Below are 15,568 nucleotides of genomic sequence, written 5' to 3'. Positions count from 1 at the left end.
ACTCGAGGGGTCATCGCCCGGGTCAAAAGCCTGCAGGGGGGCGCCGTTCCTCAGGCGGACGGCCCGCCCGGTGCACACCCTCAGCCCTCGACGCATGCCAGCCGCTTTGTGGATATGCAGGGCAGCAGCAGTAGCTTCCATGAGTCGTTCAGTGAGGTGGCTGCGGCTATTCGTCGGCCAATCCTCGGTGAGCTCAATCAGGGATGAGAGGGCGTCCCAGGCGTGCGGGGCAGAGCATTGCGGCACTTAGCCCTGCCTCTTGCAGCGGTGCGGGCAATGGTTTCCCGCGTACCAGCGCGGCACTGGCCTGACCCATCGCCGGTGACGTCTGAATCCCATAGCCGCCCTGGGCCGCAATCCAGAACAAGCCCTCCACCTGTGGATCAAAGCCGCAGACCAGATCCCCATCGCTGACAAAACTGCGCAGCCCGGCCCAGGTCCGCGCAGGCCGGCGGATGCTCAGGGTGGTGGCTTCTTCTATGTGATAGATGCCCGTCGCAATATCCAGCTCTTCCGGCTGCACATCGTGGGGCTCCACCGGGTCGGCATTGGCCGGTGAGCCGAGGAACATGCCGGCGTCGGGTTTCATATAGAACGAGCCGTCGAGGGCTGCCAGTTCCGGCCATGCATGGATGTTGAGTTCAGCGGGCGCGGCGAACACGAATGCACTGCGACGCTTGGGTTGCAGGCCGATTTTCTGTGCACCGGCCAACTCACCGATGTGGTCGGCCCAGGCACCTGCGGCGTTAATGATGACCGGGGCGCTGAAGTGCTGTTGCGCAGTGCGAACTTGCCACACGCCCTGGGCGTCGCGGGTCAGTTTTTGCACGTCGTTGTCGGTGTGGAGTTCACCGCCGTTGCGTCGAATGCCACGTAAATAGCCTTGGTACAGCGCGTCGGTGTCGATGTCGCAGACGGTGGGGTCGTAGATCCCGCCATGGACCTTTTCCCGGCGCAGGATTGGCATCATGGCCATCGATTCATCGACGTCGAGCAGGCGCGTTTCCGGCACCAGGGCCTTGGCGCTCAGGTATTGGCGCTGCAATTCGTCCGGGTCGCCAGTCAAGTCCACCAGCAATTCGCCTCGCGGGGTGAGCAGCGGGTGCTCGGCAAAACCGGTGGGCGGGTGATCGAAGAAGGCGCGGCTGCCAAGGGTCAGTGCACGAACCTGGGGCGTGCCGTAGGCGGCGATGTACAGGGCGGCGGAGCGGCCGGTGGAGTGGTAACCCGGCATCGACTCGCGCTCCAGCACGATGACGCGGGCATGTTGTGACAGCCAGTAACCGGCGGATGCGCCAGCGATGCCACCGCCGATGATGATGTAGTCGGCCTGGTTCATGTGTTCCTCCTTGAATTTGAAGACGCTGAAACCAAATGTGGGAGCGGGCTTGTGTAGGAGCCGGGCTTGCCCGCGATGCAGGCACCTCGGTGTGTCAGTTACACCGAAGTGATGCTATCGCAGGCAAGCCCGGCTCCCACACAAGCCAGCTCCCACATGTTCTACCGCATTCCAGCTTAAGGGCGTTTACGCTCCACCGGGCGCAACAAATGCGTCGGCGGCGTTTCGCAGCTGATCTTGCGGCCCAGCAGTGTTTCGATCGACGGCAACTGGTACGAATCGTCTTCACCGGCAAAGCTGATGGACACGCCCGCAGCGCCCGCGCGGCCGGTACGGCCAATGCGGTGCACGTAGTCGTCCGGCACTTCCGGCAGGGTGAAGTTGATCACGTGGCTGATGCCGTCGATGTGGATCCCGCGCCCGGCCACGTCGGTGGCCACCAGCACGCGAATCTTGCCTTCGCGGAAACCTTCCAGGGTCTTGATGCGCTTGTGCTGCGGCACGTCGCCAGACAGTTGCGCGGCGTTGACGCCGTCACGCACCAGGCGTTCTTCGATGCGCCGCACTTCGTCCTTGCGGTTGGCAAACACCATCACCCGCTCCCACCCGTTGTCGTTGACCAGGTTGTAGAGCAGCTTGTATTTGTCGGCACCGGCCACTGCATAGATGTGCTGTTCGACGTTCTCGCTGGCAACGTTCAGGGCCTCGATCTCGACGATGGACGGGTCGGTGGTCCACTGCTTGGCGAGGTTCATCACGTCTTCGGTGAAGGTCGCGGAGAACAGCAGGGTCTGGCGCTCGTTTTTCGGCGGGGTCTGGCGAATGATCTGACGTACTTGGGGGATGAAGCCCATGTCGAGCATGCGGTCGGCTTCGTCCAGCACCATCACTTCGACCATGTCCAGGTGCACGTCGCCGCGCTGGTTGAAGTCCAGCAAGCGGCCCGGCGTGGCAACCAGGATGTCGCAGTGACGCGCTTCCAGGTGCTTGAGTTGCTTGTCGAAGTCCATGCCACCGACAAACGTCATCACGTTGAGGCCGGTGTATTTGGTCAGGTCGGCGGCGTCCTTGGCGATCTGGACCACCAGCTCCCGGGTCGGGGCGATGATCAGTGCGCGCGGCTCACCCATGTAGCGTTCTTTGGGCGGCGGGGTCTGCAGCAACTGGGTGATGATCGAGATCAGGAAGGCAGCGGTCTTGCCGGTACCGGTCTGGGCGCGACCGATGGCGTCTTTGCCGGCGAGGGTGAAGCCCAGCACTTGCGCCTGGATCGGCGTGCAGTACGGGAAACCCAGGTCCTGGATGGCGTGCATCAGTTCCGGGGCGAGCTTGAAGTCATGAAAGCGGGTTTTGCCTTCCTGGGGTTCGACAACGAAGTCTTCCAGTTTCCAGGGGATAACCACAGGCTTTGGCGCGCGTTCGCGGCGCGGCTTTTCCTGGCGTGGCTTCTCGGCGGGTGGTTCTTCAGCGACGTTAACCGTGGCGGGTGTGGTCACCGGCTCTTTTTTTGGCGAGGCTACAGGTGCGGTCCGGCCGGGCTGCTGACCGTCATTGCGGTTGCCTTGGGCGTGGGCGGGGGCACTGGAACCTGGCGCGAGCTGCTCAGCCTCGCTTTTACCGAACATCTTCTTGAGTGCTTTGAGCACGGTCATCTCATCAATTGGTTAAGGAATGTACGCCGGCCAGTGTAATGCAAGAATCGGGCGCGGCGTAGTGCGTTGGTCATACGGCTACACAATGTGTGGTTTTCAGCCGAGGCGGGCGGCCAACCAGGTACCGATATCGTGTATCTCCTGGGGTAACACTTCGTGGCCCATTGGGTATTCCTGCCATGCCACGGTGACACCGCGGGACTTCAAATGCTCATAGGCGCTGCGTCCCATGGCGTTCTGGACCACATCGTCGTACTGGCCATGCAGGCACAGCGCCGGAATTCGTTGCTGGCTGGCCGACAATTCAAGCTCGTCGCCGAAGGTCGGAGCATAGGTGGAAAGGGCAATCACGCCACCCAATGCGCCCTGCCATTTAAGGAACGCGGTGTGGAACACCACGGCGCCACCCTGGGAAAATCCGGCGAGGAAAATCCGCGAGGCGTCTATTCCGCTGCTTTTTTGTTCCTTGATCAGGTCGGTGACCATTCTGGCCGACTCTTCCAGCTCTTCAAGGCTGATGGAGCGCGCCGGGCTCATGGCCTTGATGTCGTACCAGCTGGGCATTTCGTAGCCGCCATTAATGGTTACCGGGCGTGTCGGCGCCTGGGGCAGAACAAAGCGTGTAGTCAGGAGTTTTTCCTGCAGGGCTTCAGCCACCGGCAGGAAGTCGTAGCGATCGGCACCCAGGCCATGCAACCAGATTACGCAGGCGTCTGCGGGCTTGGCGGGCTGAAGAATCAAGGGTTCGGTCATGTCTGCTCCATAAATGTGCGTGCGCTCCGATTGAGTGCGTCGGAACGGTGCGCGACGGGTTGATCTGTTAAGAGAATGTCGCAAGGTTGAATCTTTTGCTCTTGACCATGGGCTGAAACGACTCAGCCACCAGTCTGGTACGGGGCTTGCTATGAGAAACCCGATGTCAAGGCTCACCCCAGGCGGTAACACTATCAGTGACTGACGCCTGTGGGATAGCAACTGGACTTAAAGCAAAAACCTCATGCTGTTTGACCCCAAAAAAGCCAACACGGGTCGATGTCGCCTCATAAGGGTGCGGTGGGGTTCGAGCTCCGACACAACAAGAGCAAAACTGGAGGTTTGAATGAAGGTATTGAAATCCACCCTGGCCATCGTGACCGCGGCTGCCGTACTGGGTGTCAGTGGTTTCGCCCAGGCTGGCGCTACCCTGGACGCCGTGCAGAAGAAAGGCTTTGTGCAGTGTGGCGTGAGCGACGGTCTGCCGGGCTTCTCGGTGCCGGATGCCAGCGGCAAGATCCTCGGGATCGACGCTGACGTGTGCCGTGCTGTTGCTGCTGCCGTATTCGGTGACGCAACCAAGGTCAAATTCAGCCAGTTGAATGCCAAGGAGCGTTTCACCGCGCTTCAGTCTGGCGAAGTCGACATCCTGTCGCGCAACACCACCATGACCAGCTCCCGCGATGCCGGCATGGGCCTGAAATTCCCGGGCTTCATCACCTACTACGACGGTGTTGGCTTCCTGGTTAACAACAAGCTGGGTGTGAAAAGCGCCAAGGAACTGGACGGTGCAACCATCTGCATCCAGGCCGGTACCACCACTGAGCTGAACGTTTCCGACTACTTCCGTGCCAACAACCTGAAGTACACCCCGATCACGTTCGACACCTCCGATGAAAGCGCCAAGTCGCTGGAATCCGGTCGTTGCGACGTACTGACCTCCGACAAGTCCCAGCTCTACGCACAGCGCAGCAAGCTGGCCTCGCCGAAGGACTACGTGGTACTGCCGGAAACCATTTCCAAAGAACCGCTGGGCCCTGTCGTGCGTAACGGCGACGACGAGTGGCTGGCCATCGTGCGCTGGGTTGGCTACGCCATGCTCAACGCTGAAGAAGCCGGTATCACCTCGAAGAACGTCGAAGCTGAAGCCAAGTCCACCAAGAACCCGGACGTTGCCCGTCTGCTGGGTGCTGACGGCGAATACGGCAAAGACCTGAAAGTGAAGAAAGACTGGGTCGTACAGATCGTCAAGCAAGTCGGTAACTACGGCGAAGTGTTCGAGAAAAACCTCGGCAAAAGCACGCCTCTGGAAATCGATCGTGGCCTGAACGCACTGTGGACCAACGGTGGCATTCAATACGCACCACCTGTGCGCTGATCGCTGATGGTTCTGTCACCCGGTGGGCCAACCGCCGGGTGATGTTCTGTTCCATTATTCCTGGGGCACTTAATGCAAAATCAAATCGGCGCACCAAAACAGAAGCTCAGCTTCAGTGATCCAAAAGTGCGTGCGTGGCTATTCCAGATCATCACGATTGTGGCGGTGGTCTCGTTGGGCTGGTACCTGTTCAACAACACGCAAACCAACCTTCAACACCGGGGCATTACCTCGGGTTTCGACTTTCTTGAGCGCAGTGCCGGCTTCGGCATCGCTCAGCACCTGATCGACTACACCGAATCGGACAGCTATGCCCGGGTCTTTGTGATCGGTCTGCTCAACACTTTGCTGGTGACCGTGATCGGCGTGGTCCTGGCGACCATCCTCGGGTTCATTATCGGGGTGGCGCGTTTGTCGCCCAACTGGATGATCAACAAGCTGGCGACCGTGTACGTGGAAGTGTTCCGCAACATTCCGCCGCTGCTGCAAATCCTGTTCTGGTATTTCGCGGTCTTCCTGACGATGCCGGGGCCGCGCAACAGCCACAACTTCGGTGACACCTTCTTTGTCAGCAGCCGTGGCCTGAACATGCCCGCCGCATTGATGGCGGACGGTTTCTGGCCGTTTGTGATCAGCGTCGTGGTGGCGATCGTCGCCATTGTGCTGATGGCCCGCTGGGCCAACAAACGCTTTGAAGCCACTGGTGTTCCCTTCCACAAGTTCTGGGCGGGCCTGGCCCTGTTGGTGGTGATTCCTGCGCTGTGTTCACTGATCTTCGGTGCACCGCTGCACTGGGAAATGCCCAAGTTGCAGGGTTTCAACTTTGTCGGCGGCTGGGTATTGATCCCTGAACTGCTGGCATTGACCCTGGCGCTTACCGTGTACACGGCAGCGTTTATTGCCGAGATCGTGCGTTCAGGCATCAAGTCTGTCAGCCACGGCCAGACCGAAGCGGCGCGCTCCCTGGGCCTGCGCAACGGTCCGACCCTGCGCAAAGTGATCATCCCGCAAGCCTTGCGCGTGATCATCCCGCCGCTGACCAGCCAATACCTGAACCTGGCGAAAAACTCGTCACTGGCCGCCGGTATCGGTTACCCGGAAATGGTTTCGCTGTTTGCCGGCACGGTGCTCAACCAGACCGGCCAGGCCATCGAGGTTATTGCCATCACCATGAGCGTGTACCTGGCGATCAGCATCAGCATTTCCCTGCTGATGAACTGGTACAACAAGCGCATTGCGCTGATCGAGCGGTGAGGAAGCCTGCATGAGTACGCATACATTCAAACCTGATATGCCGCCGCCGAACAAAGTGTTCGGGCCGATGGCATGGATGCGCGCCAACCTGTTTTCCAGCTGGCTCAACACCCTGCTGACGCTGTTGGCGTTTTACCTGATCTACCTGGTCGTGCCACCGATCCTGCACTGGGCCATCCTCGACGCCAACTGGGTCGGGACTACGCGCGCCGATTGCACCAAGGAAGGCGCCTGCTGGGTGTTTATCCAACAGCGCTTCGGGCAGTTCATGTACGGCTACTACCCCGGCGACCTGCGCTGGCGCGTGGACCTGACCGTGTGGCTGGCCATTGTCGGCGTGGCGCCGTTGTTCATCTCGCGCTTTACCCGCAAGGCGGTCTACGGCCTGAGCTTTTTGGTGGTGTACCCGATCGTTGCCTACTTCCTGCTGCACGGCGGGATCTTCGGCATGACCAACGTTGCCACCAGCCAGTGGGGCGGCCTGATGCTGACCCTGGTGATCGCCACCGTCGGCATCGCCGGCGCCTTGCCATTGGGCATTGTGCTGGCGCTGGGGCGGCGGTCGAACATGCCGGCGATTCGTGTGGTCTGCGTGACCTTCATCGAGTTCTGGCGCGGTGTGCCGTTGATCACGGTGTTGTTCATGTCGTCGGTGATGTTGCCGCTGTTCTTGCCGGAAGGCATGGGCATCGACAAGCTGCTGCGGGCGCTGATCGGCGTGATCCTGTTCCAGTCGGCCTACGTGGCCGAAGTGGTGCGCGGCGGTTTGCAGGCGATTCCCAAGGGGCAGTACGAAGCGGCCGCCGCGATGGGCCTGGGTTACTGGCGCAGCATGGGCCTGGTGATTTTGCCCCAGGCGCTGAAGATGGTGATCCCGGGCATCGTCAATACGTTTATCGCGTTGTTCAAGGACACCAGCCTGGTGATCATCATCGGCCTGTTCGACCTGCTCAACAGCGTCAAGCAAGCCGCCGCCGACCCGAAATGGTTGGGCATGGCCACTGAAGGCTATGTGTTCGCCGCCCTGGTGTTCTGGATTTTCTGTTTTGGTATGTCCCGCTATTCCATTCATTTGGAACACAAGCTGGACACAGGCCACAAGCGTTAGGAGTTTTGTGATGAGTGAAGCGATCAAACAGCCTGTGAGCCCTGAAGGCATTATTCAGATGCAGGGCGTCAACAAGTGGTATGGCCAGTTCCACGTGTTGAAAGACATCAACCTGAACGTCAAGCAGGGCGAGCGTATCGTGCTGTGCGGCCCGTCGGGTTCCGGCAAGTCCACCACCATCCGCTGCCTCAACCGCCTGGAAGAGCACCAGCAGGGCCGCATCGTGGTCGATGGCGTGGAACTGACCAACGACCTCAAGCAGATCGAAGCGATCCGCCGCGAAGTCGGCATGGTGTTCCAGCACTTCAACCTGTTCCCGCACCTGACCATCCTGCAGAACTGCACGCTGGCGCCGATGTGGGTGCGCAAGATGCCCAAGCGCAAGGCCGAAGAAATTGCCATGCACTACCTTGAGCGTGTGCGTATTCCGGAACAGGCCCACAAGTTCCCGGGGCAACTGTCCGGCGGCCAGCAACAGCGCGTGGCGATTGCCCGTGCGCTGTGCATGAAACCGAAAATCATGCTGTTCGATGAGCCGACTTCGGCACTCGACCCGGAGATGGTGAAGGAAGTGCTCGACACCATGATCGGCCTGGCGGAAGACGGCATGACCATGCTCTGCGTGACCCACGAAATGGGCTTCGCCCGCACCGTGGCCAACCGCGTGATCTTCATGGACAAGGGCGAGATCGTTGAACAGGCCGCCCCGAATGACTTCTTCGACAACCCGCAGAATGATCGGACCAAGTTGTTCTTGAGCCAGATTCTGCATTGATGCGGGAGTAACGCTTAAAAATAAACCCGGCCTTGTGCCGGGTTTTTGCGGGTCAGGCCACCGTAAGATTTTCATGTTCTTTGTGCTCGGTGTATTTAAACGCTCCTCGCAGGTCGGCACCTTCGGCCAGGGCCTTTGCGTCAGCGAGCAAATGCGGGTAACGATCCAGGAGGCGCATCAGCAGCATCAATGCCTTTGGCGGAAGAATCTCGCCGCGCTCGTAACGCGAAAATGCGTTGTGGCCACCACCGGACAGCAGTTGCACGGTTTCTTTTTGCGTAAGGTGTAGTTTGCGACGGATACGCTTCATCTCGGCGCCGATCATTTGCCGGGCCGCGATAACCAGTTCATCGCCGGCTTGCCCGTGGCGCTCCGAGCTTTCGGGATCCCATTCGATTTCTCCGCACTTCTGGCACTCCCAACCAGAAAGATTATCGACACGGCGCTCCATGCCCTTGATGCTCATGGTTTCGCCGCGCCCTTCGAAATGTGTCATGCCCTCACGCGCGCCGCAGCTGAAACATTGCTGGGTTTTCATGGGTTTTTCTCCTTAAAGGAGATTACGGGTGGGCCGCCGGCAGGGCGGTATGTCACCTTTATATAAATCTCCAGATCTTGTGAGTTCGTGTGGTACACGTCCTGCCACACTCGATGGTCTTCATGGGTGGTCATCGATTTGTACAACATCTTGGTTTGCAGCTCGAAAATGACTTCCTGCATCTCTTCGATAGTCAGGCCCATCTCCTGGCCGGTCCTTTCTGCGGTATTGGTAAATGCTTTCTTCCCAAGCCGCCTGACATTCGCTTTTATCGCCGCCAAATCGTAATGAGGTGTGTACTTTTCCATAAGACACCTGAGGCCGAAATTACCCTCTAAGGGTAATTTTATCAATCGGAAATCCCGCTCCATTTGTTACCCAACCAACCCTAGTGCGTTGCCTTTGTAGGCAACTCCTAATAGGCTGTGGGAAAATTCATCCTATGATTGGACGAAAGCTCGGATCCCATGACAGACATCGCCCCTCTCATCAAACGCTCCCTCGTCGACCTGGCGCTGGACCAGTTGCGCCAGCGCATCACCCAAGGCGTGTGGGCGATCGGCGAGCGCCTGCCCACCGAGCCCGAGTTGTCTGCCGAGTTGGGCATCAGCCGTAACACCGTGCGCGAAGCCATGCGGGTGTTGGCGTTCTCCGGGTTGATCGAGATCCGCCAGGGCGACGGCAGCTACCTGCGCTCCATGACCGACCCGCTGGGCGCAATGAAAGCCTTGTCCCACTGCACCCTGGCCCAGGCCCAGGAGACACGGCAGATTCTTGAGGTCGAGGCCATAGGACTGGCGGCGTCAAGGCGTACGGATGAAGACCTGATCGCCTTGCGCGCGGCGCTGAAAGCCAGCGGCGAGCATTACCACGGCGACCTGGAGCACTACATCAGCTGCGACCTGGTGTTCCACAAACGCCTGGTGGACGCCGCCCACAACCCGGCCTTGAGCGAGCTGTACCAGTACTTCTCCAGCATCGTCGGTGCGCAACTGCGCCAGACCCTGAACATCAAGCCCCGTCGGCAAGCGGTGTTCGATTTGCACGGCGCCTTGCTCGATGCCCTGGAGCAACAGGACCCGGAGCGCGCCAAGGCCCTGTCCCGGCAGTTGATCAATGAACCTTGAACCCGAGAACCTCATGCCCCGTTCAGAAAACGCCCTTGAAGAACTGCTGATCGATGCCGAAGCCGACGACGATGAGGTCCAGCACAGCCCGCCGGTGGTGAGTCGCCCTTGGTTGTTGCTGCTGGGCCTGATCCTGGTGGCGCTGAACCTGCGCCCGGCGCTGTCGAGCATGTCGCCGCTGCTGGCTGAGGTATCGAACAGCCTCGGTTTGTCGGCGGCCAAGGCCGGACTGCTGACCACCTTGCCGGTGTTGTGCCTGGGCCTGTTCGCGCCGCTGGCACCGATCCTGGCCCGGCGTTTTGGCGCCGAGCGCGTGGTGCTGGGGATCCTGTTGACCCTGGCGGGCGGCATCATCCTGCGCAGTTCATTCGGTGAGGTCGGACTGTTCGCCGGCAGCCTGCTGGCGGGTGCGAGCATTGGCATCATCGGTGTGTTGCTGCCCGGCATCGTCAAGCGCGACTTCGCCAAACAGGCGGGCACCATGACTGGCGTGTACACCATGGCCCTGTGCCTGGGCGCGGCGCTGGCGGCGGGGTCCACGGTGCCGCTGAGTCACTACTTTGGCGACAGCTGGAACATCGGCCTGGGGTTCTGGATCCTGCCGGCGTTGATCGCTGCACTGTTCTGGCTGCCGCAAATCGGCCAGAAGCACGGCGCGCACTCTGTGGCTTATCGGGTGAAGGGCCTGTTGCGTGACCCGCTGGCCTGGCAGGTGACCCTGTACATGGGCCTGCAATCGTCCCTGGCCTACATCGTGTTTGGCTGGTTGCCTTCCATCCTGATCGGGCGTGGCTTGACCGCCACCCAGGCCGGCCTGGTGCTCTCGGGGTCGGTGATCGTGCAACTGGCCAGCTCCCTGGCTGCGCCGTGGCTGGCCACTCGCGGCAAGGATCAGCGCCTGGCCATCGTGGTGGTGATGGTGCTGACGCTGGGTGGCCTGTTCGGTTGCCTGTATGCGCCGCTGGACGGTTTGTGGGGCTGGGCGATTCTGCTGGGCCTGGGCCAGGGCGGTACGTTCAGCCTGGCACTGACCTTGATCGTACTGCGTTCGCGCGATGCCCACGTCGCCGCCAACCTCTCGAGCATGGCCCAGGGCATCGGTTATACCCTGGCGTCCATGGGGCCGTTCGCGGTGGGCCTGGTGCATGACTGGACCGGCGGCTGGGCCGCCGTGGGCTGGATTTTCGCGGTGATCGGCCTGGGTGCGATCGTCGCCGGGCTGGGCGCGGGACGTTCGCGGTACGTTCAGGTGACCAGCGAAAAGGTTTAGCGCGCAGGGCTACAGGTACACGATTTGAAGGCTGCCCGAGCCATCGATGCGTACGTCGGTGCTCAGGTCCAGGTTTTTCAGGGCCGCGAGCACCACCTCGACCTTCAGCAAGGTATTCAGGTTCTGAATCGCTGACGGCCCGGCGGTGCTGCCTTCGGTGTCGGTAAAGGCCAGGTAGCTCTGTGAACCGATGTCGATAGGCCGCAGGTTGGCCGGGCGCCAGGCGACGCCGCCCGTGGTGGATTCGGTGCCATAGATTTGCGCCACGCTGTCGACCACGGTGAGTGTCGGGTCGAAACTCACCGAGAACAGGCCCACCTTGTTGCCGCTGTTATCCAGGCCCAATCCGTAGTAGATCTCGCTGTTGACGTTCGCCGAGCCGTCGCGGTTGTCCGTCATGAGCAGGGCGAAACGGGTCGGACCGTTGCAACTGATGCCCAGGCTCAATTGGCGCAGGGGCAGGCGTGTGCCTGTCTCGATGTTCAGGTCCTGATGGGAAATTCTCCCCAGATTGACCACGCCCCCACCGGACAGCGTCGGGGTGCAGGCCAGCGGGGCGATGCGGCCCTTTACCGTCAATTCGACGGTGGAGGCGGCGTGTGCCATGGGCGGGATCAGCAAGAGTGCGGTGGAGAGTGCAATGCCGTAAAGGTTCATGGGTGGGTCCTCGATAGACGTTACAGGTAAATGATTTCGATGGTGCCCGAGCCGTTCAGGTGCACATCGTTGCGCAGGTCCATGGTTTGGCTGGGGGCCAGGATCGCTCTGATTTGCAGGCTGCCGGAGAGGTTCTGGATGGATACCGGGCCGCCGTTGTCGCCGGCACGGTCGGTGAACCCCAGGTAGCTGTTGGCGCCGAGGGGAATTGTCTGGGAGCTGGAGGTGCTCCAGGCGCGACCGGCGGTGGTGGAGTCGGTGCGGTACAGCGAGGCCAGGGTGTCGGCGCTGAAGTTCGCGGGGTCGACCTGCACGTAGAAGCGCCCGATCTTGTTGCCTGCGCCGTCCAGGTCCAGGCCGTAGGAGGTTTCATCGGTGCCGCCGGTGGCCGAGCCGTTGCGGTTGTCCTGCATGCGCACGGCGAACGGGGTGGCGGCATCGCAGGCGACGGAAAACAGCAGGTTTTTGGTCGCCAGCACGGTTTCTCTTTCAACGTTGAGCGCCTTGGCCGACAGCGTGCCGTAACTCACCACGCCACCGTTGGACAAGCTCGGGACGCAGGCGGCGGGCACGACGTGTGCACGCAGGGCCAGCTCGCGCGCACGGCCGGTGTTGACCGCATCGATCAGGCCGCTGGCTTCCCATGAGGTTGCGTCCTGGACCAGGGTGGCGCCCGCATCGGCCCAGGCGCGTACGGTCAATTGCAGCGCCAGGCTGTTGCCCGGCACCACCGCGCCGGCCCGCACCGGCGCGATGCCATAGCCAGGCCGCCAGTTGAGTACCGCGCTGGTGTCGGTGGGTGATTGGCCCGGGGCGCTCAACAGTCCCAGCTCCACGGCCTGGCCGTCGACGACGGCGTCGCTGAGCTGTATCTGAAAGTTGCCGCGTTCGGTAAACCGCAGCCGCTCGGCGCTGGCCGCCAGGCCACGGTAGAACAGGCTCAAGTCGGTGGGCTGCGGGCAGTTGAGCGTCAGGCTCAGCCGGCGTTCGCCGACCAGCTGTTGGCCCGCCGGGTCGTGGCGGGCGGTGCGGCTCAGTTGGCCGAAATCCAGCAGCGATTCACTGAGGTTCAGTTGGCACTCGTCCAGCGCCTGGGCGTTGGAAGCCATGCCGAGCAGCAGTAAGGTCGCCAGTCGTTGCAGGGTTTTATCAAGGTTCATGGCACAGTCCTCAAGGCGTCTGGCAGCGGGCGGGGGCGGTTTCGAAATACACCTGCGGGTCAGCCTTTTCCGCGAGTTTGAAGCGCAACCGGCAGCGGTTCATGCCGGGGGCGTTTACCCACAGCGAAGGTTGATCGAGCACGTTGGGCAAAAACACTTGGCTGTTGTCCTGCACCAGCGTCACGAACGCCCCCTGATCGTCGGTCACCGACGCACCGCGAGGCAGCGGTTGGCCCTGATCCGTACTGACGGTGAGCAACACGCGGCGCGTCATCGTCACGCCGAAGTCGAGTTTGTCCACCGCCCCGCGTCCGGCAGAAACCATCGCCAGGCCGTTGCTGATATCGGCGTTGCGAGGCAGTGAACGGGTTTGCACCTCCACCGCGCTGCTGCCATAGGCCGTCACTTGCGGCACCACGGCCTGGCCTTGCCAGTCGGTCCAGACCGGCCCGCTGGGGGTGTTGACCTTGATGCCGGGCATGTCGCCGACCGACAGCACGGCGAAGGTCTCGCGTACAGGGTAAGGCGACAGGGTGACGCCGCCGTCATGCACCACCACGCCGCCGCGGGCACCGCCCTGATAGCTGGATTGATCCGCGTTGGAGCGGGTGTAGTTGAAGTCGAACTGGCTGTAGCGCGGCAAGTACGAAACCCCCAGCGAACTTTCCACTTCCTGGTCACGGCTGTCGTGCTCGGCGGCAACCCGGTAGCTGAACTGGTCATTGACCTGCTCGTTCAGGCCCACGCCGACGCGGTGCTCGCCCCCCGAGTTGCGCAGCCAGGAACGGCCGCGACGGTTCTCACCCAATGGAACGCTGACCGTGAAGTACAACGCGTTGTCCTGATAATTCTGGCCGCCCATCTGGCGTTCGCCGCTGGCGGAAATCGACACGCCCCTGACGTTGGTGCCCCAGGAGGCGAAGAGGCGGCTGCTGTCATCACCGTCAAATGTGCTGGAGCGAGACGCACCGCCGCTGAATGCGCCCAGCCAAGGATGGGTCCAGGACAGCGCCAGGCTTTGTTGGTCACGGTAACGGTGGCGGGTGTTGCGGCGGGTTTCCCGCTCGTTCTGGTAGACCGTTTCTTCCAGTTCACGATACCCGGGTGTGCGGTAGGAGTTGGCTGCCGTGAATGACCATTGCTCGCCCAGCCGCTGGGTCCAGGACAGGTCGGTTTGCAGCCCGCGTTCGGCTTCGTCCAGCCGTGCGTCGGTGGCCTGGGTGGAGAGTTGGATCTGGCCATCGGCCCACGGCAGCCAGCCGAGGTTCAACCCGGCGGAGCGATAATCACTGGCCAATAACGTGCCGGCCCCCAGGCTCAGCCGCGGGTGCAGCGCACCACTCCAGCCGGCGCTGACGACCCAGGGATCGCTGCCATCGGCGTCGCCGACGTTGCGTACACGGCCGGCCCCGATTGAATAACCGGGTGCAGGCAAGCCAATCCCGAGCAGGGCCGCCGGCACGGTATAACGCCGTTCGCCACCCGAGGTTTCCTTGACCGTGACTTCCACATCCGAACGGTTATTGAGGCGCCTCACATCGGTCAGGGAAAACGGGCCGGCGGGCACTACGGTGGAGTGGATCAGTGCACCGTTCTGGCGGATTTCCACCTGGGCGGGGCTGTTGGCGATGCCGTCAATGGTTGCGCCCTGGTGCTGATCCTGCAGCGCCTGTTCAGTGAACACCTGCGCGCCGGTGATCTGCGCACCCGGCAGCACCGGGTTGTAGAGGTTGATCTGGCCGGTCTGGAGCACCGCCTGATGACGGGCAAAGGTGCGTTGCGCATAGGCTTCCAGGTGCGTGCTGCTTGAGCGGTCATCCTGCCAGGTCTGTACCTGCCGGCTGCGCACGATCCAGTCGCCGGCATTGAACCCGACCTCGGTGTTGGCGGAGCCGAAACGGTTGCTGTCGTCATTGAAGCGGTTGTAGACGCCACTCATGTCGTAGTTGAGCAGGGCGGCGACACCGCCGGTCTGGTAGCCGGAAATGTCTTGCTGGCGCGGGCGCAAGGCGTCGGTCGGCACCACCAGCGCCACGCTGAGGGTGGCGGGGTCTTGTTCAACCACGGTCTGCGGATAGGCCTTGATGAAATCATGGCAGCGCGGGTTGTCGTCGGGGACGATCAGGTTGGCCGCGTCGAGCAGCGGGCGATCAAAACACAGGGTGCCGTGCTCATCGAACTGTGCGTTGATTCGTCCTTGCCGCTGGCCGTTCACAGCGAGGCTGACGGCGTGCACGCCAGCGGTGAAGCGGGGTGTTTCCAGCAGCAATTTGGCCAGCGCCGGATCGATGCCGCGCTGGTGCAAGGTCTTTGCGTCGAACTGGCCCTGGCTGTCGGCCCAGGCCGGGGCAAGCCAGAGCAGGTTGATCAGCGGGAGCGCGGCCCTGCTTAAGAGCGTACGCGCCAGGGTGCGTTGCGAACCGTCGCGCACGGCTTCGCCGTCACGGTACTTCAATACTGTTTTCACGAAGGACACTCGGATTGTTGGGGGCGCGCAGCCTCGCTGCGTGCGGCTCCCGGCCTGTTGGGTGGTGACCGTCATGGCGCGGTCACTTCA

At 61.7% G+C, this 15,568-nt stretch carries 14 protein-coding genes; 6 read left to right on the top strand and 8 right to left on the bottom strand.

Annotated elements, in window-relative coordinates; translation table 11 throughout:
- Nucleotides 1–193 precede the first annotated feature (193 nt).
- The 3 genes from JFV30_RS23475 to JFV30_RS23465 all read right to left on the bottom strand — a co-directional run bounded on the left by JFV30_RS23475 (nucleotide 194) and on the right by JFV30_RS23465 (nucleotide 3,744).
- Nucleotides 194–1,339 (bottom strand): NAD(P)/FAD-dependent oxidoreductase, encoded by a 1,146-nt coding sequence (locus tag JFV30_RS23475; RefSeq protein WP_201125314.1) that lies wholly within the window; start codon nucleotides 1,337–1,339, stop codon nucleotides 194–196.
- Nucleotides 1,340–1,515: 176 nt separating this feature from the next.
- Entirely contained in the window at nucleotides 1,516–2,991 is a 1,476-nt protein-coding gene (gene rhlB, locus JFV30_RS23470; protein WP_201125313.1) for an ATP-dependent RNA helicase RhlB, read from the bottom strand.
- 96 nt (nucleotides 2,992–3,087) lie between these two features.
- Nucleotides 3,088–3,744, bottom strand: a complete 657-nt coding sequence (locus JFV30_RS23465; protein WP_010170394.1) for an alpha/beta hydrolase — start codon at nucleotides 3,742–3,744, stop codon at nucleotides 3,088–3,090.
- A 346-nt stretch (nucleotides 3,745–4,090) separates the two neighbouring features.
- Between JFV30_RS23465 and JFV30_RS23460 the strand changes: the two genes are divergently transcribed.
- From JFV30_RS23460 to JFV30_RS23445, 4 genes are all read left to right on the top strand, one after another.
- Nucleotides 4,091–5,122 carry an amino acid ABC transporter substrate-binding protein gene (locus tag JFV30_RS23460; RefSeq protein ID WP_010170392.1) on the top strand — a complete coding sequence of 344 codons (1,032 nt, stop codon included), beginning with the start codon at nucleotides 4,091–4,093 and terminating at the stop codon, nucleotides 5,120–5,122.
- A gap of 72 nt (nucleotides 5,123–5,194) precedes the next feature.
- On the top strand, nucleotides 5,195–6,376 hold the full coding sequence (locus JFV30_RS23455; RefSeq protein ID WP_177088555.1) for an amino acid ABC transporter permease: 1,182 nt from the start codon (nucleotides 5,195–5,197) through the stop codon (nucleotides 6,374–6,376).
- Nucleotides 6,377–6,386: 10 nt separating this feature from the next.
- Complete coding sequence (locus JFV30_RS23450) at nucleotides 6,387–7,484, top strand: amino acid ABC transporter permease (RefSeq protein WP_003216325.1); 1,098 nt, start codon at nucleotides 6,387–6,389, stop codon at nucleotides 7,482–7,484.
- Nucleotides 7,485–7,494: 10 nt separating this feature from the next.
- Nucleotides 7,495–8,259: an amino acid ABC transporter ATP-binding protein gene (locus JFV30_RS23445; RefSeq protein WP_003171943.1), complete on the top strand. Its 765-nt coding sequence runs from the start codon at nucleotides 7,495–7,497 to the stop codon at nucleotides 8,257–8,259.
- Between the two features lie 52 nt (nucleotides 8,260–8,311).
- On the opposite strand, the gene JFV30_RS23440 is transcribed toward JFV30_RS23445, so the two are convergent.
- A complete protein-coding gene (locus tag JFV30_RS23440) occupies nucleotides 8,312–8,797 on the bottom strand; it encodes a type II TA system antitoxin MqsA family protein (protein ID WP_010170379.1) in 486 nt (161 codons plus the stop codon).
- Complete coding sequence (locus JFV30_RS23435) at nucleotides 8,794–9,105, bottom strand: type II toxin-antitoxin system MqsR family toxin (RefSeq protein ID WP_201125312.1); 312 nt, start codon at nucleotides 9,103–9,105, stop codon at nucleotides 8,794–8,796. The genes JFV30_RS23440 and JFV30_RS23435 overlap by 4 nt, the downstream gene beginning before the upstream one ends.
- A gap of 159 nt (nucleotides 9,106–9,264) precedes the next feature.
- Between JFV30_RS23435 and JFV30_RS23430 the strand changes: the two genes are divergently transcribed.
- Together JFV30_RS23430 and JFV30_RS23425 are read left to right on the top strand one after the other, a co-directional pair.
- Nucleotides 9,265–9,924, top strand: a complete 660-nt coding sequence (locus JFV30_RS23430) for a FadR/GntR family transcriptional regulator (RefSeq protein ID WP_201125311.1) — start codon at nucleotides 9,265–9,267, stop codon at nucleotides 9,922–9,924.
- On the top strand, nucleotides 9,914–11,194 hold the full coding sequence (locus JFV30_RS23425) for a CynX/NimT family MFS transporter (RefSeq protein ID WP_201125310.1): 1,281 nt from the start codon (nucleotides 9,914–9,916) through the stop codon (nucleotides 11,192–11,194). The genes JFV30_RS23430 and JFV30_RS23425 overlap by 11 nt, the downstream gene beginning before the upstream one ends.
- Before the next feature lie 9 nt (nucleotides 11,195–11,203).
- On the opposite strand, the gene JFV30_RS23420 is transcribed toward JFV30_RS23425, so the two are convergent.
- From JFV30_RS23420 to JFV30_RS23410, 3 genes are read right to left on the bottom strand one after another with little or no spacing between them, the layout of a single operon-like run.
- The gene (locus tag JFV30_RS23420; protein ID WP_201125309.1) at nucleotides 11,204–11,851 is read right to left on the bottom strand and encodes a DUF1120 domain-containing protein; all 648 of its coding nucleotides are present in this window, start codon (nucleotides 11,849–11,851) and stop codon (nucleotides 11,204–11,206) included.
- Nucleotides 11,852–11,871: 20 nt separating this feature from the next.
- Nucleotides 11,872–13,011, bottom strand: coding sequence for a DUF1120 domain-containing protein (locus tag JFV30_RS23415; protein ID WP_201125308.1), 1,140 nt, complete (start codon nucleotides 13,009–13,011; stop codon nucleotides 11,872–11,874).
- A 10-nt stretch (nucleotides 13,012–13,021) separates the two neighbouring features.
- Nucleotides 13,022–15,478: a fimbria/pilus outer membrane usher protein gene (locus JFV30_RS23410; protein ID WP_201125307.1), complete on the bottom strand. Its 2,457-nt coding sequence runs from the start codon at nucleotides 15,476–15,478 to the stop codon at nucleotides 13,022–13,024.
- Between the last annotated feature and the right edge of the window lie 90 nt (nucleotides 15,479–15,568).

The sequence above is a fragment of the Pseudomonas sp. TH32 genome, from assembly GCF_016650855.1.
Lineage (GTDB): Bacteria > Pseudomonadota > Gammaproteobacteria > Pseudomonadales > Pseudomonadaceae > Aquipseudomonas.
This window is presented reverse-complemented; position numbering and strand designations above follow the sequence as displayed.